Here is a 20,721-nt window from a genome sequence, read left to right as displayed (position 1 = left end):
AAGGCGCGGGGCGAGAATTTTGATCTGCGTGTCGTCGCTGGATCGTCATCATTACTGTGAACGTGCCCGAGGAGAAGACGTGGATTCCCGATTGAATGCTTTTCTTGAACGCGCCGAGTCGGTTCTGGCGCGGATCGAACCGCTGTTGCCGGCACCGCGCCCGGTGATCGACTGGGGCACTTGCCTGGCCGCGCGTTGGCAGCGTGACGGCCGCAGCGGGTACCTGCTGCCACTGGAAGTCAGCCTCGACATGCGCCTGTCCGACCTGATCGGCGTTGATCGGCAACTGGAGCAACTGGGCCGCAATACCCAGCAGTTTCTCGATGGCATGCCGGCGAACCACGCGTTGCTCTGGGGTTCGCGCGGTACCGGCAAATCCTCGCTGGTACGCGCATTGCTCGCGGAACATGCCGGCGCAGGCCTGCGGCTGATCGAGATCGAGCGCGATCACCTGGCCGACTTGCCGCGAGTGGTCGAGCAGATCGCCAAACTGCCGCAACGTTTTGTGTTGTTCTGCGACGACCTGTCGTTCGAATCCGGGGAAGGCGATTACCGTGTGCTCAAAAGCGTGCTCGACGGCTCGCTGGAGCAGGCACCGGACAACGTTTTGCTGTACGCCACTTCCAACCGTCGCCATCTGGTGCCGGAGAAGGAAAGCGACAACGAGAACTGGAAGCGCGTCGATGGCGAACTGCATCCCAGCGAAGCGGTGGAAGACAAGATCGCGTTGTCGGACCGCTTTGGTCTGTGGTTGTCGTTTTACCCGTTTACTCAAGAGCACTTCCTGAATGTCGTCGAGCACTGGATCGGCCAGCTGGCCGCCAAGGCCGGCCTGAGCTGGCAGCGTGACGAAGCACTGGATATCCTCGCCGTACGTTGGGCCACCGGCCGCGGTAATCGCAACGGACGTTGCGCGTATCAATTCGCCCGTTACTGGGTGGGACTGAAATTGTTGGAGCACAAGGCATGATTGATTTGCAACAAAGCGGCCAGGGCCTCGAAGGCTATGGCATGTTGGCCGCACAACTGGAATCGCTGTTGGCGGACGAGCGCGATTTCATCGCCAACGCCGCGCAGTTTTCGGCATTCCTGTTCAACCAGCTCGATGATCTGAACTGGGCCGGTTTTTACCTCAATCGCAACGAAGAGCTGGTGCTCGGCCCGTTCCAGGGCCAGATCGCTTGTGTGCGCATTCCGTTCGGTCGCGGTGTCTGTGGCGCTGCCGCGGCCAGCCTGCAGACGCAGCGGGTTGAAGACGTGCATGCGTTTCCCGGTCATATCGCCTGCGACAGTGCCTCGAACAGTGAACTGGTGGTGCCGTTGGTCAAAGAGGGGCGTCTGATCGGCGTGCTCGATCTCGACAGCCCGAAGCTCGCCCGTTTCGGCGCGGATGATCAGGCCGGTATCGAGCAACTTGCGGCGATTTTCCTGCGTCTGACCGATTGCTGATCACGCGGCAAGGCCAGCCTTGTGCAGCAGGCTGGCCGGGTCCACGGCATCGATCTGCCGGGGATCGAGAAAACGCACGGCGTACTGCATGTACACGCCATCGCTGATGAACAGTCCGAACAGCTGCGCGTCGATGTGCGCCTCGCGGCACATGGTCGCCATGATCCCCAACGCTTCGCTCAATGTCTTGGCTTTCTTGTACGGGCGATCGGCCGCGGTCAGTGCCTCGAAAATATCGGCAATCGCCATCATCCGCGCCGGCAGGCTCATTTCTTCGCGCTTGAGGCGTTTCGGGTAACCGGTGCCGTCCATTTTTTCATGATGACCACCGGCGATCTCGGCAATGCTGTCGAGGTGGCCGGGGAAGGGCAGGTGGCTGAGCATCATGATCGTCTGCACCATATGGTGATTGATGATGTAGCGCTCTTCGCGGGTCAGCGTGCCGCGGGTGATGCTCAGGTTGTACAACTCACCGCGATTATATTTGTAACGCGGCACGTCCAGCTTGAACCCCCACGGATTGTCTTCCGGGATCAACTCGTTTTTGTCACGTTCAAGCAGATGTTCGGGCTTGTCTGCGAGCAGCTTTTCGCTGACTGGCAAGGTCGGCGCGGGTGTTAGCGCCTGACGCCGGTTTTCTTCCCACGACACGCCCTGGCGGTCATCCAGGGTGCGCATCCAGGTGCGCTGGGACAGATCATTCAGTCGTTGCAGATCGGCCTCGGCCATCGCTTCACTGCCCAGGTTGCAACGGGCAACAAAGGCAAAGTCCTCGTCCAGTGCCGTCAGGGTCGCATCGCGCAATGCGGCAATTGACAGTTCGTCTCCACCCAGAGCCAGTGCCTGCCAGTAACTGATCCAGGCATCGCGCTTGAGCACTTCGAAACGCGTGCGGATCTCGTGGATGCGGTCGTTGATGGTTTCCAGTTTGGTCGCCTTGTCGACCACATACTCCGGCGTCGTGACCTTGCCGCAATCATGCAACCACGCGGCAATGTGGAGGGCCTCCCACTCGTCTTCGGTGGGCTGATAGGCACTGAAGGCGGGCGCCTGACTCGCCGCAGCTGCCTGGGCGAGCATCAGGGTCAGTTCCGGCACGCGCTGGCAATGCCCGCCGGTATACGGGCTCTTGGCGTCGATGGCGCCGGCGAGCAACTGAATGAAAGCATCGAGCAGTTGCTTCTGCCGGGCTTGCAGGCGCTGGCTCTCGATGCTGACTGCGGCGGCGCCGGACACTGCTTGCAGGAAAGCGATGCGGTCGGGTCGCAGTTTTTCCAGATCGGCCGCGGTGCCGCTGTCGTTGACCAGCAGGATCAGCAGGCCGATGGTTTGGTCATGGCGGTTGTGCAGGCGAATGCCGATCAGATGTACGCGGGGTGAGGCCATCGCGAACAAGACTTTCTGCAGGTCACCGGCCTGATCAACGCCAAAGTTGCTGACTACATTGTTGCTGCCGACCAACTGCTCGAACCACACCGGGCCTTTGCTGTTTTGCAGATCGTGACCCTGGATCTCGAACGCCTCCGGTGCATGCGGTATGCCATCGATCACCAGACCGTAAGGTTCCATGCGCGTACCGTCGTTTTCTCGCAGATAAATCAGTCCGGCCTGTGCCTGGGCAATCTGCACCGTTTCGAACAGCACCCGTTGCAGCAGCGGGGCGAATCGGGTTTCGGCGCCGAGGGTGTCAGTGATGCGGAAGAAACTCGCCAGCGTGTCTTTCATGCGCGCCATCGACACGCTCAATTGGTCGACTTCCAGCACCGGCGAGCGTCGGGTCAGCGGGAAATTGAAGTCGAAACTGCGGATTGCGTCGGCTTCCTTGACCAATGCGTGCAACGGCTTGACCAGAATCCGCGAGATCACCCAGCCCAATGGCAGGCACAGCAGTAAGGTGGCCAAGGTGATCAGCGCGCCCTGCCAGCGCATGCGATAGGCGTCGACCAGCAGTTCGTCCTCCGGCACCAGCAACGCCAATTGCAGGCCTTTCGGACCGCCTTCGGCAATGCTGCTGCGGGCCACAATCCACTGGCGGCCAGCCGCTTCAAGGCGATTGCCCGTGCGTGCACCGGACAGCAGCGCGTGCAGACTCGGGCTCAAGTCGGCCGCTTTGGCCAGATGCGCGGTGCTGTCATCGACGATCAGACGGCGACTGTCGGGGTAGGCCACGGCATTGCCGTCGGCATCGAACAGGGCGATTTCGGTGGACGGCGTCACCACATGTTTGCTCAAGGTGGCAGACAGGGTGGCCAGTGTCAGGTCGGCGCCGATCACCGCATTCTCGCCACTGCGCCGGGCCAGGGTCGTACCGACATTGTGGGTGGAGAAAAACACGTAGGGTTCGGTGGTGATCTGTTCGCTGTGCTGACGGGCATTGACGAACCAGGCGCGGCTGCGCGGATCGTAGGGTTCCTCGGGATTGTCCTGGCGGCTGATCAGCGTCAGTGCCTGATCGAAGAACAGCGATTGCGAGCGCAGGTTGCCTTGCGGGCCATGCTCGATGCTCCAGACCTGATACGCCGCTGCGTCCGGAGCTTTGAGCAGCGTCTTCAGGGCGGTGCTGCGCAATGGGCGGACCATGAAGAAATCGCCATTGGCATACCCCAGGTACAACGAGGCGAGGTTCGGGTTGTCCGTGAGCGACTGGCTGAACGGCCTGAGCAACGGCAAGCGTTGTTCGAGGCGCTCAGCCTGGGTCGCGGGGTTGTCTGCCAGCAGGCTGAGCAAGTGCCGGATCGGTTGATAGGTCGCGGACATGTCCAGGCGCACGTCCTGTTCGATCCTGTCGAACAGCTTCTCGCTGCTCGACAGGATGATCTGCGTTGTCTGGCGGTAATTGAACAGTCCCAGCACCACGCCCGTGAGCAGCAGGAGAAAGGTGAACATGACACTGATGTGCGCGTGCAGCGGGAACCGGCGTTGTTCCGGGCGCAGTGGGCTGGGCATTTCCGGTTCTCCATGATGGTTTAACTCACTGCTCAGCGCCAAAGCATAGTTAAGGCAAGCTCATTGCGCCTCGATCAGACGATGCCAATTGTTGCTGCAAGGCTTGCTCCAGTTCGACCATCGCCCGGTTGCTCGCCTCGCAACGGCGATTGATCTCATCGGTGTCCATTGCCTGTGCACAGGCTTGTTCAAGGGCCTCGCAACATTCGATCACGCGCACTGCCTGGGCGATGCGCGCCGCCCCCTTGATCTTGTGGGCGACCACCGCCAACGCGCCGCGATCCTGCTGTGGCGACAGTCCCAGCAGTTCCTGGCGATCGAGACGGCTGCTTTTGAGCAGTTCAACCAACAGTCGTTTGGCCTGCGCAGGACTGCCGCCGGTCAACATGTTCAGGCTTTGCAGGTTGAAAACGGGGGGGCGAGACGCCGGGGTGATGCCATCGACCCACTGGCTAAGCAGACTCAGGCTCAAGGGTTTGAACAGGCAATCGTTCATGCCGGCCTGTTTGCAACGCTGGATTTCCTCGGGTTGGGCGTTGGCCGTGAAGCCCAGCACGATGCAGGGTGGGCAGCGGTTCTGCAGCTCCTGCTGGCGAATGGCGCGAGTCAGTTCATAGCCATTCATCAACGGCATGTTGCAGTCGACAATCACCAGATCGAAGCCACCTTCCTGCCACAGTTTCAGCCCGCTGCGGCCGTTTTCGGCGATGCTGAAGTGATGGCCGAGGAACTCCAGTTGTTGGCACATCAACAACCGGTTGGCCGGATGGTCGTCCACCACCAGCACGCGCAGGGGCGTCTGGGAGGTCTTTATCGAGGGCTCGTCCTTGGCTGTGCTGGCTTGTGCAGGCAAGGTTTCCAGCGGCAGCGAAACACAGACTTGCGTGCCTATGCCGGGCTGGCTGCTCAACTGCAACTGACCTCCCATCATTTCGCACAGGTTGCGACTGATGACCAGCCCCAGCCCTGCGCCGCTGCGGGCCTGCTGATGGCTGTTTTCCGCTTGGGCGAAGGGTTCGAACAAGCGCTGCTGATCCTCTGCGGCGATCCCGATACCGCTGTCCTGAACGCTCAGTTGCATCAGCGCGCGCTCAGTCATGTCGGTGGTCATGAGATCCACGGTAATCCTGATGTGGCCTTGTTCGGTGAATTTGATGGCATTGCTCACCAGGTTCGACAGCACTTGCTTGAAGCGCAACGGATCAAGATGAACATCGACCGCCATATCCGGCGGATTGAAGATGACTTGCAGGGCGAGATTCTTCTGCCGGGCGAGGCCGTCGAAGATCCTCGCGACGGACGTCACCGTGTCGACCAGATTGACTCGTTCCGGGCACAGGCTCAGGCGACCGGACTCGATCCGTGCGATGTCGAGAATATCGCCGATCAGCCCGAGCAGATCCTTGGCCGAATGGTAGGCGGTGTCGATCGAGGAGCGATCCGGATGCTGTTGATCCATGCGTCTCAGAGTCAGTTCGAGCATGCCGATCACGGCATTCATCGGAGTGCGGATTTCGTGGCTCATGGTGGCCAGGAACGTGCTTTTCGCGCGATTGGCCTCGTCGGCCTGCTCCTTGGCGGTGCGTAACTCTTCGAACAGCTGACGGCGTTCGCTGATGTCGATCCAGCCACCGATGATGCCTTGCACATCGCCGCTGGAATCGCGATAGGGAAGTATCCAGTGATAGATCGTCAGGCGCCGGTTGCCGATGTGCAGCGGTCGGTCGAGCAGCAGCGGCGTGCCTTCGGCAACCACTCGCTGATAATCGGCGTGGAAGGCGTGAGCTTCGAAGGCGTTGCTCAAGGTGCCTTGAATGACGCTTTTGCCGATAACGTCCTCACGCTTGGCATTGAACGCTTCGAGGTAGCTGTCGTTGCAGCTTTGCAGCAGACCCTGGCGGTCGCGGACGTAAATCGGATGCGGCGTTCCGTTGACCAGCGAGCGCATGAATTCGAACTGGTCGTTCAAGGCCCGTTCGGCGGCCTTGCGTTGCTTGATCTGGTGTCGCATGTAGGCATTCCAGGCCAGCAAGAGCAGCAGGAGCAGGCAGGCGCCGATAATCACTTGATAGAACTGGCGCTGGTAATTGCGCCAGATGTTTTGCGAAGCGGTGGAGTAACCGCGCCAGCGGCCATTGATCACGCCCAGTTCTTCCGGGGAAATGCTCAGTAACGCTTTGTTGATGATCGAACCCAGGTCGGTGTTGTCCCGTGCGGTGACCAGAGAAAAAGCAGCCTGACCGGTGCCAATGGTGGTAGTGATCTGGAGCGCTCGCTCGAAGATCCGCGAAGAAATGAAGTAGTTGGCGATCACCAGTGAATTCACCGCGCCGTCGACATGACCTTCGGCAAGGAGCGAGACAGCGCTGAAGGTGTCTGCTGTTTCGATCAACTGGATCCGTGGAAACTCGCGTCGCAGGTATTCGACCATCGGGTTGCCTTGGGCGATTGCCAGTTGTTTGCCTTTGAGCTGACCCAGGTTTGTCGGGCTGTCGGCGCTCTTGCGCGTCAGCAGGACATAAGAGTTTTCCAGATAGGGTCGACTGAAATCGAGGGTTTTCTCCCGCTCGGCAGTGGGTAGCAAAGCAGCGATGAGATCGGCCTGATGGCTGTCTATCTGTCTGATCATTTCGGCGTCGTTTCGACTGCGATGGATCTCGAAACGCAGGCCGGTGCGCAGGCGGATCAGTTCAAGCAGATCGGCGCTGATCCCGCGAAAATTGCCGCCACTGTCGAAGAACGTCAGCGGCGCATAAGCCTCGTTCACGACCACTTTCACCACGGGGTGCTTTTTGAGCCAGGTTTCTTCACGTTCGGTCAGTTGCAGCTTTTGATCGGTCAGCAGCAGATCGCTGCCAGCGCTCCAGCGTTTGGCAATGTTCTCGCGTTCGCTGCGTGGCACGGCTTTGAGCACGGTGTCGACGATGTCGAGCAACTGCGGGTTGTTGCGACGTATGGCGAAACTGAATCCGTGAGCGTCCTGCTTGCCGAAATTGGCCATGCGCACGTTGTTCAGGTAGCCCTTGTTGATCATGTAGTGGGTGGAAATGGTGTCGCCGAGAAACACATCGGCCTGATCGAACGCGACGGCGTTGATTGCATTCTGGTAGGAGGGGTAGCAAGTAATGAGCGCTTTGGGATACAGCGCCTTGACCTCGTGCAAGGGCAGGTAGTGATACACCATGCTCAAGCGCAATCCAGCGAGCCCATTCGTCAGGGAGCGGGTATCGTCTTCGCGGGTGACGAGCACGGGCTGATCATTGGCGTAGGGTGCGGAAAGCGCGAGGTTGGCGTTATTCGCTTCATAGCCGTTCGCCGTACCGAGAAGGTCAACCTGACCGTCGACCAGTGCGCGAATCGCGGCATCGCGCGAGGGAAAGCGTTTGACCCGGATCGGCAAACCGGTGCTTTGACTGAGCAGGCCGACATAGTCGGCGGTCAGGCCCTCATAATCGTGTCCGCTGACGGTCATGTCGAAGGGGGGATAGTCCGGCGCGGAAGTGCCCAATATCAGCTCACTACGGGTTTGCAGCCACTGTCGTTGAGACTGTTCGAACGCGACGGGCACTGACTCGCTCGCCGATCGGCTGAGCAAGGCATAGCCCGGTGAAGCAACCGGCATGGCGAACACATTGGCGCTCAGGCACAGGCCGGCGATCAATGTCATTAAATAGTCCTTTAAACGACTGGGCATGCGGGGTCTCACACGAGTGCGTTGCGTTTGGCCATCTCGATAAGTTCTACAAGGGATTTGGCTTTGAGTTTTTGCATCAGGCGTTTTTTATAGGTGCTGACGGTTTTATTGCTGAGAAACATGCCCTTGGCGATTTCCTTGTTGGTACGACCCTGGGCAAACAATTGCAAAACCATCAATTCGCGATCATTGACGGACTTGAAGAGCTCCAGCTCCGTATAACGAATGTCGTCACTGCGAACCGGATTCAATGCCTGACTTGGGAAATAGTTGTAACCGGAAAGTACCGCTTTTATCGCACTGACCAACTCGCTCAAGTCTTCCTGCTTGCAGACATAACCGGAAGCGCCGGATTGCATGCAGCGAATACCGAACAAGGTCGGGCATTGGGCCGTCAGCACCAGGGTTTTCAATGGCGAACTCATTGCGTTGAAGCGAGCCAACACTTCCAGGCCGTCGAGTTTGGGGATGCTGATATCGAGAATGATCAGGTCTGGCATGCACTCGCGCACCATCTGCATGGCATCGACCCCATTATCGGTTTCACCGACGACCTTATAACCTTCATGTTCGAGCAGCATGCGAACGGCGAGACGGATGACCGGGTGATCGTCGACAATAAAAACGGAGTTCATAATCAAATCCCATACAAGCACGAATAAAGCGCGCACCTTAGCTCAGATGAATGAGCACTCGCATGAACTGACATCGCTTCAGTCGTGCTATCGGATTAATCCTACAATTAATGAGGAAAGGGACTACGGTCAAACTAGGTTCGACGTAAGGAAGTGCGGGATTTGCAGCGGTTTATAGTTTGCTTTGAATGTTTTGCAAATGCTGGCTATGACAGACTTTTTTGTAGGTGTTTAAAGCTTGTGGCTGCTGAAAAGTTGGTTGTTTGTATCATGTAGTTACATTGCGTCATCAAATCGCTGAAAACGCGAGCGGCGACTCTAATATCGGACGTTGCAAGTGATTGTAATGTAGTCAACTGGCCGATCTTGCCGGCCAGTTGAATATTGTGTGATCAGTGACTGGAGCGACCGGTCATTTCCAGCGCCATGTCGCTGGCGTAACTGTCGGTCATGCCGGCAATGAAATCGATCATGCGCAAAAAGGACGTGTGCAATGAACCCTGTGGATCCGGTGCGTTGTTGCCAAGCAAATCGAGGATACGACGGCTCTTGAACGATGGGGTGCGCCCGTTGTGTTGTTCCAGCGCAGCACCGCAGAACGAATTGAGCAGAATCTCCAGCGTCGTGTAGGCGCCGATTTCGTGCAGGGTTTTGCGTTTGTCCTGAAAGATTTTCTTGCGGGCGATGTCTTTGGCGTTCAGCACGCAGCGTTTGGCCGGGCCATGCATATGCTCGACCAGATCCCCCTGCAAGGTGCCAGCGAGCAGTGCGTCCTGTTGCTCGACGAAGGCTCGCGCCGCCGCATTGGTCAGATGCTCAATGGCCTTGCCGCGCAGGATCGCCAGTTTGCGCCGCCGCGAATCCTGCGGACCCAGTTGACGATAGGTTTCCGGCAAGTCATCGCCGACCAGCCCGAGCAGCAGCGATTCGACTTCGGCGTACTCCAGCAACTCCATCTCGAGACCATCTTCGAGGTCGATCAGCGCATAGCAGATATCGTCGGCAGCCTCCATCAGGTACACCAACGGGTGACGCGCCCAGCGCTGGTCTTCCAGTTGTGGCAGACCCAGTTTGTGAGCGATCTGCTCAAGCAATGGCAGTTCGCTCTGATAGCAGCCGAACTTGTGTTTCTTGTAGCCGAGAGAGTCGGCGTGACGGGCGGTCCACGGGTATTTCAGATAAGTGCCGAGGGTGGCGTAGGTCAGGCGGGTACCGCCGTCGAACTGATGATACTCAAGCTGAGTGAGCACCCGAAAACCCTGGGCATTGCCTTCGAAATTGAGGAAGTCACCGCGCTCGGCTTCGCTCATGCCGTCCAGCCAGCCGCGCCCGGCGGCCTGTTGAAACCAGTGGCGAATGGCGTCTTCACCGGAATGGCCGAATGGTGGGTTGCCGATGTCGTGAGCCAGACATGCCGATTGCACGACCATGCCCAGATCGCTGGGGTCGCACCATTCCGGCAGGGCGCCGCGCAGGGTTTCACCAACGCGCATGCCCAGTGAACGGCCGACACAACTGACTTCCAGCGAATGGGTCAGACGCGTGTGGATGTGATCGTTGCTGGTCACCGGGTGGACTTGTGTCTTGCGTCCCAGGCGACGGAAAGCGCCGGAGAAGATGATGCGGTCGTGATCTTTGTGAAAAGGGCTGCGGCCGAGTTCTTGCGGGCTGTGCAGCGGCTTTCCGAGGCGTTCGCGGTTGAGCAGGGTATGCCAATCCAAGGCTGATTCTCTCCGTCTGATGGCTGAATTGCCCTAGCTTCCGGGTTCGGCCTTGCACCTGCAAGCGGAACTACAATCCCGCTGCATCAATGTCGATCAGCAGCAGCCGTTCGCCATTGTCGAAGAACTGCCCGGCCGTCAGGCAATACTGGTTGCTGGTGGCATCGCGGTAGGTGTTTGAGAGGGTCAGGCGACGCTCTTCCCAGCCTTCGGCGAGCAAATGGTAGAAGTACGGCCGCCATGACCAGTTGTGCCCCAGATAGCGGTCATCGGCGATCCAGCCGTTATGGCGCCATTCCAGGTTAGGCGTCAGTTGCGTACCGTGGCGGTCGCACTGATAAAACCGCAGCAGCCATGGGAAGGCCTCCAGTTGTGGCAATGCGCTGAGCGGCGCACGGGCTTGGGCCCAACTTTGCAGGATCGTCATCAACTCGCCGAGTTGCTGGCGCATTTGCATCAAACGCCCGCGTTCTGCCAGTTTCTGCCGGACATAGCGTTGGCGCAGTTCGGCGAAGCGGTGCACGAACGCGTCAGTGGGGTAAAACGCCTCTTGTGCCCGGGCGAACAGAAAACCCTGCACATAACGCGACCCGCACTCCAGCGCGAAATTCAGTTGGGCCTCGGTCTCGACCCCTTCGGCAATGATCCAGCAGCCGGTCTTCTCGGCCATCTGCGCCAGGGCCTTGACCACGTCGCTGCTCGGTCCGCCGAGGGCTGCGGCCTGAAACAGGCGCATGTCGAGTTTGAGGATGTCCGGTTGCAGCGCCAGCACGCGATCCAGTTGCGAATAACCGGCACCAAAATCATCAATGGCGATTCGCGCACCAGCCTCGCGATACCGCGCCACCACTTCGGCCAGGCGTTGGCTGTTGCCGCCCAGTTCAGTGATTTCAAACACGATGCGTTGTGGATCGACGCCGTGCCGCGCCATCTGCTTGAGGCTGGGCAGGGCTTGGTCGGAACGCAGGCGGCTGATCCAGCGCGGCGACATGTTCAAACTGAGAAACCAGTCCGCCGGGGCTTCGTGCAAACGGCCGAGGGCGTTGTCACGAATCTGCCGGTCGAGGCGACGCAAAGCGATGGCCGGCGTGCGCGGGTCGGCAAACAGCGGCCCGACTGACGTCAGTTGCCCATCGGCCTGGCGCAGGCGGCCCAACGCTTCGACGCCAGCAATGCGTCCGGTGGCGGTATCTATAAAAGGTTGAAAGCAGGCGAGCGGTTGCCCGTCGATCACGGGGCCTCCTTAGTCGTTCTTGTTCTGACTGAACCCCGTCGACCGGGTAGGCGCACGGGATTGAACCTCTGGATAAAGAGGTTCATCCCGCCGTCATTGCAAGAATGTAGCCAGATGCGTCAGGTCAGCGCTTGCCCGAACTCTGCATGACCAATCTGATCAGCGGCCCGAGGCTGGTGCCGAGACGAACCAACCGCGTCAGGCCACCGACACCGCCACTTTTCGCGCCCTTACCGGTGATAAAACCTAGCAGCGTGACAGCGGCCACTCCCCACAACGGGGCGTGTTTGATGCCGAAACCACCTTGCAGGTTTTGCGTCATGCCGCGCATGCGCTGCAGGGGTTGCAGCACTTGCCCGGCTTCATGACGAATTTCCTGCCGATGCATTTCCATGCGCAGACGAATCAGCGCCTTGCGCATTTCCCGGCGTGAGCTGTTGTGTGGAAGTTCAGGCAGGCTCATGGCAGCAGGCGCTCCCGATCATTGGCCAATTCTTCCAGAGTGCCATGGAAGGGCGAGGATTCATCGAAAACCGCAGCCTTCAAACGCAAGCCGCAGAAGGCCGCCGCCAGGGTATAGAACACGCACAGGCCGATGATCGCGGGCAGGCGATAGGTGTCCCAGAACACGATCAGTACCAAGGTCGACAAACCGACCAGCAACAGCAGGGCAAACACCAGCGCCAGACCCGCAAACAGCAACAGGCTGACAGTGCGTGCTTTCTGCTCCTGCAACTCGATGCCGAACAACTCGACATGGCTGTGCAACAAGCCAAGAACGGCGGCGCCCAGACGCCGCGTGGAGGATGCGGTGCCCGCAGTCGGGCCGGATTCACCGATCGACATGATCAGCGCCGAGTAGCCAGCAGGCCAATCAGGAAGCCGACACCGGCCGCGATGCCGACGGACTGCCAAGGGTTGGCCGATACGTAATCTTCGGTGGCGGTGACCGCAGCCTGACCGCGTTCGCGTACGGTTTCTTCGGTCAGCTTCAGGGTTTCCCGTGCCCGCAACAGGCTTTCGTGGATCTGCTCACGCAGCTCATCCGCCTGATCACCGGCCAGAGTGGCGGTGTGTTCGAGCAACCGTTCGGTGTCGGCAACCAGTGTCTGGAAATCGTTCATCAGAATGTCTTGAGCAGTCTTTGCCTTGATGCTGGCCATGTTTGGATCTCCGTAAGTGGCGTCTGAAGCGTTCGAGTATGAGCCTTGTGCGAAGGTTCAGTACAAATGACTGGTACAGCTTTTGCTATGTCGTGGTGCGTTGCCCGGTAGTCGTGCGCTGTTGCCGGGCGTGCAAGCCGCAAAACCTTAACTCAAATAATCCCGGTTCGTGTCAGGACATCGACCTTGTGCGCCAAAGCGGTTCATCGGACCTGCGGATCCGTGACTGCTTGGTCGCATCTTGGTGCATGAAATGCCCGCATGAACTGCTTTGGTGCTTTTTTACCTTTCAGGTCTGCCTCTTTATGGAAAATCTGCAAAGCGCTGTGGAGACTCTGGTTCACAGCTCCAATACGTTGTTCATCTTGATCGGCGCGGTGATGGTGCTGGCGATGCACGCCGGCTTCGCCTTCCTCGAAGTCGGCACGGTTCGGCAGAAAAATCAGGTCAACGCGTTGTCGAAAATCCTCAGCGATTTTGCCGTCTCGACCCTGGCCTATTTCTTTATAGGCTACTGGATCTCCTACGGCGTGACCTTCATGCAGCCGGCTGCCGTCCTGAGCGCCGATCATGGCTATGGTCTGGTGAAGTTTTTCTTCCTGCTGACTTTTGCCGCAGCGATCCCGGCGATCATTTCCGGCGGCATTGCCGAACGTGCGCGTTTCGTTCCGCAGTTGTGCGCGACGGCATTGATCGTGGCATTCATCTATCCGTTTTTCGAAGGGATCATCTGGAACGGCAACTTCGGCCTGCAAGCCTGGCTGACGGCGCAGTTCGGGGCGGCGTTCCATGACTTCGCCGGTTCCGTAGTGGTACACGCCATGGGCGGCTGGCTGGCGCTGGCGGCGGTGTTGTTGCTCGGCCCGCGTAACGGGCGTTATCGCGATGGCCGGTTGGTGGCCTTCGCGCCGTCGAGTATTCCTTTTCTGGCGCTGGGTTCGTGGATTCTGATTGTCGGCTGGTTTGGCTTCAACGTCATGAGCGCGCAGACCTTGCAAGGTGTCAGCGGCCTGGTAGCGGTCAACTCGTTGATGGCGATGGTTGGCGGCACGGTGGCGGCGTTGATCGTCGGGCGCAACGACCCGGGGTTTCTGCATAACGGCCCCTTGGCCGGTCTGGTGGCGATCTGCGCCGGTTCCGATCTGATGCATCCTGTCGGCGCTCTGGTGACCGGGAGCATCGCCGGTGCGCTGTTTGTCTGGTGCTTCACCGCGGCGCAGGTCAAATGGCGCATCGATGATGTATTGGGTGTGTGGCCGTTGCACGGCTTGTGCGGTGTGTGGGGCGGGATCGCCTGCGGTATTTTCGGCAAGACCGCACTTGGCGGCCTCGGCGGCGTCAGCCTGATCAGCCAGTTGATCGGCACCGCGCTCGGCGTCGCGGTAGCGCTGATCGGTGGCTTTGTGGTTTACGGTGTGATCAAGGCGCTGCATGGGCTGCGCCTGAGTCAGGAACAAGAGTATTACGGCGCTGACCTTTCGCTGCACAAGATCGGCGCCGTGAGTCAGGATTAGGTTTCCTCATCGTCGGCCCCCGGATAAAAACCGTGCAGCAGACGATAGCGATCGATGCGCACCTGATCGACTTTCTCCTGCACTTGATGCGCCGGCAGACCGAGCATGATCAGCGCGTGCGAGGCGAGCATCAGACTCGATTCCAACAGCTCCGGTACCACTTCGGTGGCGCCGGCGGCTTTCAGTTCGGCCCATTGGCTGTCGTCGCGGGTGCGCACCAGGATCGGCACATGCGCATTGAGGCGGCGGGCTTCCTTGAGGATGCGCAAGGCGATGTCGCTCTGGTCCACGGCGATCACCAGCAAACGTGCGCGCAAGAGGCCGACGGCGGTGAGCAGATCGGCGCGTGAAGAGTCGCCGTAATGCACGTCACTTTCCCCGGCGGCCGCTTCCTGAACTCGCACCGGGTCGTTGTCCAGGGCGATATAAGGCTGCTTCGCGTTACGCATGAAGCGCCCGATGGATTGACCGACGCGCCCGTATCCGCAAATCACCACATGCTTGTCGAGGTCGGCGTTCAGCGCGCTGATCTCCTCGATCTGTGCTTCCTGATTGGGCTTGCGGTGCAGGGCCAAAGCAATGCGTGGCGCCGCGCGCAGTAATAGCGGTGTCAGCAGCATCGAGCAGAATGTCGCCGCGAGCAACAGAGCGCCCAACTCGGCAGGCATCAGATTGTTTTGCTGCATCTGCGCCATCAGCGCAAAACAGAATTCGCCACCCTGAGCCAAGGCCAGACCGCTGCGCCATGCCGTTTCACTGTCACTGCCGCGCCACTTCACCAGCAGCGCCACCATGATGCCCTTTATCACCATCAGACCGAGGGTGAGGCCGAGGATCAAGAGGCTGTGACTGACGAACAATTGCAGGTCGATCAGCATGCCAATGCTGACAAAAAACACCCCGAGCAGAATGTCGCGGAAGGGCCGGATATCGGCTTCGATCTGATGCCGGTAATGGCTTTCGCCAAGCAGCATCCCAGCGAGAAATGCGCCCAGTGCAGGGGACAAGCCGAGCAGGTGGGTGAGCCATGCGGTCAGCAGCACAATCACCAGCGCCAATAGCACAAACAGTTCTGCCGAGCGCGAGGCGGCGACTTCATGGAACAGCCGAGGCAACAGCCAGCGACTGGCGAGCAGCAGCCCGACAAACAGCACCACGGTTTTCGCCAGGGTCAGTGGCAGTGCCCAGTACCAGGCCTGATCACTGCTTCCGGCGAACACCGGCACCAGGGTCAGCAGCAGTACCGCAACCACGTCCTGGAACAGCAAAACGCCGACGGCATTCTGGCCGTGGCTGCTGAACACCTCACCGAGGCTGCCCAACTCTTTGGTGACGATCGCCGTGGACGACAACGACAGTCCGGCACCGAGCAAAAGAGCGGGCGTCATCGGCATCCCCAGCAGCATCAACAGCAGACCCAACAGCACCGCTGTGATCAGTACCTGCTGACTGCCCAGGCGAAACACCACCTGGCGCAGCGCAATCATTTTCGACAGGGAAAACTCCAGACCCAGCGAAAACAGCAGGAACACCACGCCCAGTTCAGCCACATCGGGCAGATGTTCGCTCTCGTTGACCCAATCGAATGCACTTGGCCCGACCAGCAATCCCACGCACAGGTAACCCAATACCGGTGGCAGTCGCAGGCGACGGAACAGGGCAATCACCACAAGGGACGAGGCGAGGATGATCAACAGGTTGGCAAACACTAGACACTCCGATGTCAGGCTCTGGCTTCTCAAGCGTAGAGGCAAAAAGTCGGGGAGCATCGCGTAATTGGTATTTGACCGGACTGATTTGCGTCAGGGTTTTGCGAGTGAGACGCCACAAATGCGCTGCAGCCTTTTGGCGGCGCTGGCTCGACGGGTTTTCTGCGGCGGCCTAGAATAGGCGCACTATTTTTTTGGTCGAGCAATCATGCTGCCTGAATGTCAGTTGTTCGGTACTTTGGGGTGTCATCTGTGTGAAGTCGCGGAAGCCATGCTGATGGAGTTCGTCGAGCGCGGCTTGCTCGTCGAGCTGGTGGATATCGCTGATGACGAGTCCTGGTACGAGGCTTACAGCCTGCGGATTCCAGTCCTGCGCCGAGTCGATACCGGGGCGGAACTGGGTTGGCCGTTCAGTGCCGATCAGGTTGTGGCATTTCTTGGTTGATGCGATTTCTGCCTCATTCCGCTGGTCGCCACTGCCAATCCATCCCTTGGCACTTTGCGGTTTATTCGGTTACTGTATGTTCATACAGTAATTGGGTCAGAGGGATGAACCGTGGTCAATGTCGAACAGTTGAAGAACAGCGTGAACCGGATGTCGGTTGACGTGGTGCGCGAGGCCGTTCTCGAATTGCGCCTGGACGGGCTGGTCACGGAAGGCAAGACGCCATTCAACAAACTGCATTTCAACACCTGCTTTGCCGAGATCGAAGCCTTGTTTCAGCGCGCCGGCTATCACCGGCAACTGGATGTGGTCGGTTATCAGGGGCTGCTTTACGCCTTGTATGACCCGGGCCGCTGGGAGGCTGTCGACGTCTTGCGCTGGCTCAAGGAATTCACTGAAGCGGCGGCGCTCAAATCGATTCCTGCCTGAAGACTAGGTTCGTTCTCGGCAGTGTTGGATAATGCCGGCCTGCCTTGAGGGTTCGAATTTCCGTATGTCCATATCAACATTTTCTGCTGCACAGAGTCAGGCCAGTACGCTTTATCTGCCGCCGGGGCCTTGGCTGACCGTACTCGACTGCCTGTGCGAGCATTTCAGTGCCATTGGCCGCGAACAATGGCTGGACCGAATCGCTCGGGGCCGGGTGCTGGATGGTCAGGGGCAGCCGATTGCGCTGGACCTGGCCTACAAGGAAGGCCTGCGGATTCACTATTTTCGTGAAGTGCCGGATGAAAAACCGATTCCGGTGGTCGAGTCGATCCTCTATGCCGATGAGCATCTGGTGGTGGCGGACAAACCGCATTTCCTGCCGGTGACGCCGGCCGGCGAATATGTCGAGCAGACCTTGCTGCGCAGACTTATCCGTCGCCTCGACAATCCCCATCTGGTGCCCCTGCACCGAATTGACCGGCATACGGCGGGGCTGGTGATTTTCTCGGCCAATCCGCAAACCCGTTCCGCCTATCAGTCGCTGTTTCCGACGCGGCAGATCGACAAGCGCTATGAAGCGATTGCCCCGGCATTGCCTGGGCTGGAATTCCCTTTGGTCCACAAGAGTCGTCTGGTCGATGGCGAGCCGTTTTTCCGCATGCAGGAAGGCCCGGGTGTCAGCAATACCGAAACGGCCGTGGAGGTTCGAGAGAAGAACGGCGATCTCTGGCGCTATGGCCTCTATCCGGTGACCGGCAAGAAGCATCAACTGCGTGTCCATATGACTGCGTTGGGGGCGAGTATCTGCAACGATCCGTTTTATCCGGATGCGCTGAAAGACGTCGAGGATGATTACGCCAATCCGCTGAAACTGCTCGCACAGGGACTGCGTTTTATCGACCCGGTCACCGGCGAGGCGCGCGAATTCGAAAGCCGCATCACCTTGCAGTGGTGACATTGCAGCCTTTTGGAATGCCCATGAAAAAGCCCGCATTAATGCGGGCTTTTCTGTATCTGGCGTCGACCCAGAGCTTACAGCTCTTTAACGGTACGAACCTGATCCTTGTTGATGCGAGTTTCTTTGCCGTCCAGCTGTTTGAACTCGTAGAAGCCCGAATCGTCATCGTATTTCGGGGTGTCGACGGCCTGGATTTCGCGACCATCATTCAAGGTGATCACTGTTGGCGAGGAGCAACCAGCGAGGGTAGCCAGGCCCAGTGCGAGCATGAAAGTGGCGAGGGTCCGTTGAGTCATGAGTGTGTCTCCGAATGGGAATTCTTTTGGTTACTGAGCTTGAGACGTATACAAGGCGTGAGAGTTCCTTGAATGGTGTCAGTCTGACACAGTGTTATGCGAATTTAACAGTTCGGGGGTGTTGAGGTTGGCCAGTCGCGGGTCATTGTCGGGACATTGCAGTGCCGTGGCGCCGAGGTTGCGCATGATCCGTCCGGGGCTGCGCTCACCGGCGTTCCAGGCGTCTTCGAATGCCGCAAGCAGGGCGACCGGAATCACGCACAACAGAGGTTCCCAATGCCCGTCATGACGCAACATTAAAGGTTTTTCAGGATTCTGTCGGGCGGCTTCACGCATGTCCTGCAGCAGGGCGCCGTCGATTCGCGGGACGTCGCAGGGCAATACCAGCAGATGCCCATGGCGAGCGGCTTTCAGGCCTGCACGAATGCCGGCCAACGGCCCTGGAAAATCGTCCTGGTCATCCACTACCAACTGATCGGCATACGGCGCGTAACGCTCTCGATTGCGATTGCACGAGATGATCAAGTCATCGGTCAGAGGGCGCGCCTTGCGCTGTAAATGTGCAATCAGCGGTTCGCCCTGCCATTCCACCAGACCTTTGTCCTGACCGCCCATGCGTTGGCCGCGTCCGCCTGCCAAAAGCAGAATGGAGCAGGGCGGCAATTGCGTATTCAAGGTCATGGCACTCTCCAGAGGGGCGGCGAAAAAATGGGGCGCTGTGATATAACACCGGGCTGTTTCTCCTACAACTGGACGAGCCTATGAAAGCCAAGGCTGATGTACCTTTCGTGCCGCTGAATATTGCGGTGCTGACTGTCAGTGATACCCGAACCCTGGAAACCGATACCTCAGGCCAGGTCTTCGTCGACCGTTTGGCGGCTGCCGGCCACCATCTGGCGGCGCGGGTACTGCTCAAAGATGATCTCTACAAAATTCGTGCGCAAGTCGCCAACTGGATCGCCGACGATGTCGTGCAGGTTGTGCTGATCACCGGTGGCACCGGGTTCACCGGTCGCGACAGCACGCCGGAAGCGGTGGCCTGTCTGCTCGACAAGCAAGTGGATGGGTTTGGCGAGTTGTTCCGGCAGATTTCGGTGGCCGATATCGGTACTTCGACTGTGCAATCCCGTGCGCTGGCCGGTTTGGCCAATGGCACGCTGGTTTGCTGTTTGCCGGGCTCGACCAACGCCGTGCGCACCGGTTGGGATGGCATTCTTGGAGAGCAACTGGACGCACGCCACCGCCCGTGCAATTTCGTGCCTCATCTGAAACAGGCGGCGCCTTGTGAATCCCGTGGGTAAGCCGGGCAAGACAGGCTCGCTGATGCCGGTAGAAGTTGCGCTCGCGCGTCTGCTGGAAATGGCCGAAGCCACGCCCATTGTCGAGCGCGAGTATTTGCCGCTGGCTCAAGTCGAGGGCCGAGTGCTGGCAGAAGATCTGATTTCGACTCTGGATCTGCCGCCATGGCCCAATAGCGCCATGGATGGATATGCCCTGAACTTGTCTGACTGGAAGGGCGAACCGCTGCCAGTCAGTCAAAAGGTGTTCGCCGGGCAATCGCCCGAGCCCTTGCAACCGAGTACCTGTGCGCGGATTTTCACGGGAGCGCCGGTGCCAGCGGGCGCCGATTGCGTGGAAATGCAGGAAAACGCCGATGTTCAGGCCGATGGGCGTGTGCGCTTCATCGAACCGATGAAGATCGGTCAGAACATTCGCCCGCAAGGCCAGGAAACAAAGGTCGGCGAGCTGATTCTGCCGGCCGGCACCCGACTTGGTCCGATTGAGCAAGGCTTGTCCGCATCGCTGGGCTGCGCCGGGCTGAATGTTGTTCGCAGGGTACGAGTGGCAGTGATTTCCACCGGCGACGAATTGGTCGAGCCAGGTCAGGCTCTGGGCCCGGGGCAGATTTACAACAGCAATCGGGTGGTGTTGTGCAGTTGGTTGCAGCGTCTGGGCTGTGAAGTGATCGATGCCGGTATTCTTCCGGACGACCTGGCCACCACTCGCGCCCGTTTGGGTGACTTGCAGGATGTTGACCTGATTCTTTCCACCGGTGGCGTATCGGTGGGTGAAGCGGATTTCCTCGGTATCGCTCTGCGCGAAGAGGGCGAACTGGCGCTGTGGAAACTGGCTATCAAACCCGGAAAGCCGCTGACATTCGGCCATTTCCGCAATGTACCGGTCATTGGCTTGCCAGGTAATCCGGCTTCAACATTGGTGACCTTTGCCTTGCTGACCCGGCCTTACCTGTTGCGCCGTCAGGGCGTAAAGGACGTCGAACCTCTGAGGTTCAGGGTGCCGGCAGGATTCACCTGGCCTGTTGCCGGAAATCGGCGTGAATACTTGCGCGGACGTCTTGAGCAAGGGCGGGCGACGATCTACCGCAACCAGAGCTCGGGTGTGCTGCGCAGTGCTGCGTGGGCTGACGGTCTGGTGGAAGTGCTGGAGGGCAGGACGCTGCTTGAAGGTGAGGAGGTGGTTTTCATTCCTCTGAGTGATCTTCTGGGCTGAGTCCTGTCTTGCAAACG

General features: G+C 59.1%; 19 protein-coding genes. 8 read left to right on the top strand and 11 right to left on the bottom strand.

The features are described from left to right. Positions 1-79 precede the first annotated feature (79 nt). Both ACVVH8_RS20655 and ACVVH8_RS20650 read left to right on the top strand, forming a co-directional pair. A complete protein-coding gene (locus ACVVH8_RS20655) occupies positions 80-970 on the top strand; it encodes an ATP-binding protein (RefSeq protein ID WP_103304757.1) in 891 nt (296 codons plus the stop codon). Beyond that, on the top strand, positions 967-1,449 hold the full coding sequence (locus ACVVH8_RS20650) for a GAF domain-containing protein (protein WP_103304758.1): 483 nt from the start codon (positions 967-969) through the stop codon (positions 1,447-1,449). The genes ACVVH8_RS20655 and ACVVH8_RS20650 overlap by 4 nt, the downstream gene beginning before the upstream one ends. On the opposite strand, the gene ACVVH8_RS20645 is transcribed toward ACVVH8_RS20650, so the two are convergent. The 8 genes from ACVVH8_RS20645 to ACVVH8_RS20610 all read right to left on the bottom strand — a co-directional run bounded on the left by ACVVH8_RS20645 (position 1,450) and on the right by ACVVH8_RS20610 (position 12,842). Further along, the gene (locus tag ACVVH8_RS20645) at positions 1,450-4,395 is read right to left on the bottom strand and encodes an HD domain-containing phosphohydrolase (RefSeq protein ID WP_475226024.1); all 2,946 of its coding nucleotides are present in this window, start codon (positions 4,393-4,395) and stop codon (positions 1,450-1,452) included. A 49-nt stretch (positions 4,396-4,444) separates the two neighbouring features. After that, a complete protein-coding gene (locus tag ACVVH8_RS20640; protein WP_475226022.1) occupies positions 4,445-8,089 on the bottom strand; it encodes a transporter substrate-binding domain-containing protein in 3,645 nt (1,214 codons plus the stop codon). An 8-nt stretch (positions 8,090-8,097) separates the two neighbouring features. Further along, entirely contained in the window at positions 8,098-8,724 is a 627-nt protein-coding gene (locus ACVVH8_RS20635; protein WP_103304761.1) for a response regulator transcription factor, read from the bottom strand. A gap of 392 nt (positions 8,725-9,116) precedes the next feature. Further along, positions 9,117-10,445, bottom strand: a complete 1,329-nt coding sequence (locus tag ACVVH8_RS20630; protein WP_103304762.1) for a deoxyguanosinetriphosphate triphosphohydrolase — start codon at positions 10,443-10,445, stop codon at positions 9,117-9,119. A gap of 70 nt (positions 10,446-10,515) precedes the next feature. Further along, complete coding sequence (locus ACVVH8_RS20625) at positions 10,516-11,679, bottom strand: EAL domain-containing protein (RefSeq protein ID WP_475226019.1); 1,164 nt, start codon at positions 11,677-11,679, stop codon at positions 10,516-10,518. A 124-nt stretch (positions 11,680-11,803) separates the two neighbouring features. Further along, a complete protein-coding gene (locus ACVVH8_RS20620; RefSeq protein WP_103304764.1) occupies positions 11,804-12,142 on the bottom strand; it encodes a hypothetical protein in 339 nt (112 codons plus the stop codon). Next, positions 12,139-12,525: a phage holin family protein gene (locus tag ACVVH8_RS20615; protein WP_103304765.1), complete on the bottom strand. Its 387-nt coding sequence runs from the start codon at positions 12,523-12,525 to the stop codon at positions 12,139-12,141. The genes ACVVH8_RS20620 and ACVVH8_RS20615 overlap by 4 nt, the downstream gene beginning before the upstream one ends. A gap of 2 nt (positions 12,526-12,527) precedes the next feature. Beyond that, positions 12,528-12,842: an ElaB/YgaM/YqjD family protein gene (locus ACVVH8_RS20610; RefSeq protein ID WP_103304766.1), complete on the bottom strand. Its 315-nt coding sequence runs from the start codon at positions 12,840-12,842 to the stop codon at positions 12,528-12,530. 305 nt (positions 12,843-13,147) lie between these two features. On the opposite strand from ACVVH8_RS20610, the gene ACVVH8_RS20605 reads away from it, so the two are divergent. Further along, the gene (locus tag ACVVH8_RS20605) at positions 13,148-14,356 is read left to right on the top strand and encodes an ammonium transporter (protein WP_475226016.1); all 1,209 of its coding nucleotides are present in this window, start codon (positions 13,148-13,150) and stop codon (positions 14,354-14,356) included. Here ACVVH8_RS20605 and ACVVH8_RS20600 read toward each other — a convergent pair. After that, positions 14,353-16,065, bottom strand: coding sequence for a cation:proton antiporter (locus ACVVH8_RS20600; protein ID WP_475226013.1), 1,713 nt, complete (start codon positions 16,063-16,065; stop codon positions 14,353-14,355). The genes ACVVH8_RS20605 and ACVVH8_RS20600 overlap by 4 nt on opposite strands. A gap of 208 nt (positions 16,066-16,273) precedes the next feature. Between ACVVH8_RS20600 and ACVVH8_RS20595 the strand changes: the two genes are divergently transcribed. From ACVVH8_RS20595 to ACVVH8_RS20585, 3 genes are all read left to right on the top strand, one after another. Then, a complete protein-coding gene (locus ACVVH8_RS20595; RefSeq protein WP_213026192.1) occupies positions 16,274-16,510 on the top strand; it encodes a glutaredoxin family protein in 237 nt (78 codons plus the stop codon). Between the two features lie 111 nt (positions 16,511-16,621). Beyond that, positions 16,622-16,939 (top strand): transcriptional regulator, encoded by a 318-nt coding sequence (locus ACVVH8_RS20590; protein WP_095189592.1) that lies wholly within the window; start codon positions 16,622-16,624, stop codon positions 16,937-16,939. Positions 16,940-17,003: 64 nt separating this feature from the next. Then, positions 17,004-17,894: a pseudouridine synthase gene (locus ACVVH8_RS20585; RefSeq protein WP_213026191.1), complete on the top strand. Its 891-nt coding sequence runs from the start codon at positions 17,004-17,006 to the stop codon at positions 17,892-17,894. 77 nt (positions 17,895-17,971) lie between these two features. Here the strand turns inward: ACVVH8_RS20585 and ACVVH8_RS20580 are convergent, their stop codons facing one another. Together ACVVH8_RS20580 and mobA are read right to left on the bottom strand one after the other, a co-directional pair. Then, positions 17,972-18,193, bottom strand: a complete 222-nt coding sequence (locus ACVVH8_RS20580; RefSeq protein ID WP_007908660.1) for a YgdI/YgdR family lipoprotein — start codon at positions 18,191-18,193, stop codon at positions 17,972-17,974. Between the two features lie 78 nt (positions 18,194-18,271). Then, on the bottom strand, positions 18,272-18,874 hold the full coding sequence (mobA, locus tag ACVVH8_RS20575; RefSeq protein WP_213026190.1) for a molybdenum cofactor guanylyltransferase MobA: 603 nt from the start codon (positions 18,872-18,874) through the stop codon (positions 18,272-18,274). A gap of 80 nt (positions 18,875-18,954) precedes the next feature. Here mobA and moaB point away from each other — a divergent pair, with 80 nt between their 5' ends. After that, positions 18,955-19,494: a molybdenum cofactor biosynthesis protein B gene (gene moaB / locus ACVVH8_RS20570; RefSeq protein WP_315445886.1), complete on the top strand. Its 540-nt coding sequence runs from the start codon at positions 18,955-18,957 to the stop codon at positions 19,492-19,494. Further along, the gene (locus ACVVH8_RS20565; RefSeq protein ID WP_475226011.1) at positions 19,478-20,704 is read left to right on the top strand and encodes a molybdopterin molybdotransferase MoeA; all 1,227 of its coding nucleotides are present in this window, start codon (positions 19,478-19,480) and stop codon (positions 20,702-20,704) included. The genes moaB and ACVVH8_RS20565 overlap by 17 nt, the downstream gene beginning before the upstream one ends. Positions 20,705-20,721 lie beyond the last annotated feature (17 nt).

The organism is Pseudomonas trutticola BRTCR10 (assembly GCF_056155105.1).
This window is presented reverse-complemented; position numbering and strand designations above follow the sequence as displayed.

Excerpts from the sequence above, each read along its gene's own strand:
- ACVVH8_RS20605 (WP_475226016.1), top strand. The coding sequence starts at position 13,148 with ATGGAAAATCTGCAAAGCGCTGTGGAGACTCTGGTTCACAGCTCCAAT.
- ACVVH8_RS20620 (WP_103304764.1), bottom strand. The coding sequence starts at position 12,142 with ATGAGCCTGCCTGAACTTCCACACAACAGCTCACGCCGGGAAATGCGC.
- ACVVH8_RS20615 (WP_103304765.1), bottom strand. The coding sequence starts at position 12,525 with ATGTCGATCGGTGAATCCGGCCCGACTGCGGGCACCGCATCCTCCACG.
- ACVVH8_RS20595 (WP_213026192.1), top strand. The coding sequence starts at position 16,274 with ATGCTGCCTGAATGTCAGTTGTTCGGTACTTTGGGGTGTCATCTGTGT.
- ACVVH8_RS20580 (WP_007908660.1), bottom strand. The coding sequence starts at position 18,193 with ATGACTCAACGGACCCTCGCCACTTTCATGCTCGCACTGGGCCTGGCT.
- ACVVH8_RS20610 (WP_103304766.1), bottom strand. The coding sequence starts at position 12,842 with ATGGCCAGCATCAAGGCAAAGACTGCTCAAGACATTCTGATGAACGAT.
- ACVVH8_RS20640 (WP_475226022.1), bottom strand. The coding sequence starts at position 8,089 with ATGCCCAGTCGTTTAAAGGACTATTTAATGACATTGATCGCCGGCCTG.
- mobA (WP_213026190.1), bottom strand. The coding sequence starts at position 18,874 with ATGACCTTGAATACGCAATTGCCGCCCTGCTCCATTCTGCTTTTGGCA.
- ACVVH8_RS20635 (WP_103304761.1), bottom strand. The coding sequence starts at position 8,724 with ATGAACTCCGTTTTTATTGTCGACGATCACCCGGTCATCCGTCTCGCC.
- moaB (WP_315445886.1), top strand. The coding sequence starts at position 18,955 with ATGAAAGCCAAGGCTGATGTACCTTTCGTGCCGCTGAATATTGCGGTG.
- ACVVH8_RS20650 (WP_103304758.1), top strand. The coding sequence starts at position 967 with ATGATTGATTTGCAACAAAGCGGCCAGGGCCTCGAAGGCTATGGCATG.
- ACVVH8_RS20585 (WP_213026191.1), top strand. The coding sequence starts at position 17,004 with ATGTCCATATCAACATTTTCTGCTGCACAGAGTCAGGCCAGTACGCTT.
- ACVVH8_RS20645 (WP_475226024.1), bottom strand. The coding sequence starts at position 4,395 with ATGCCCAGCCCACTGCGCCCGGAACAACGCCGGTTCCCGCTGCACGCG.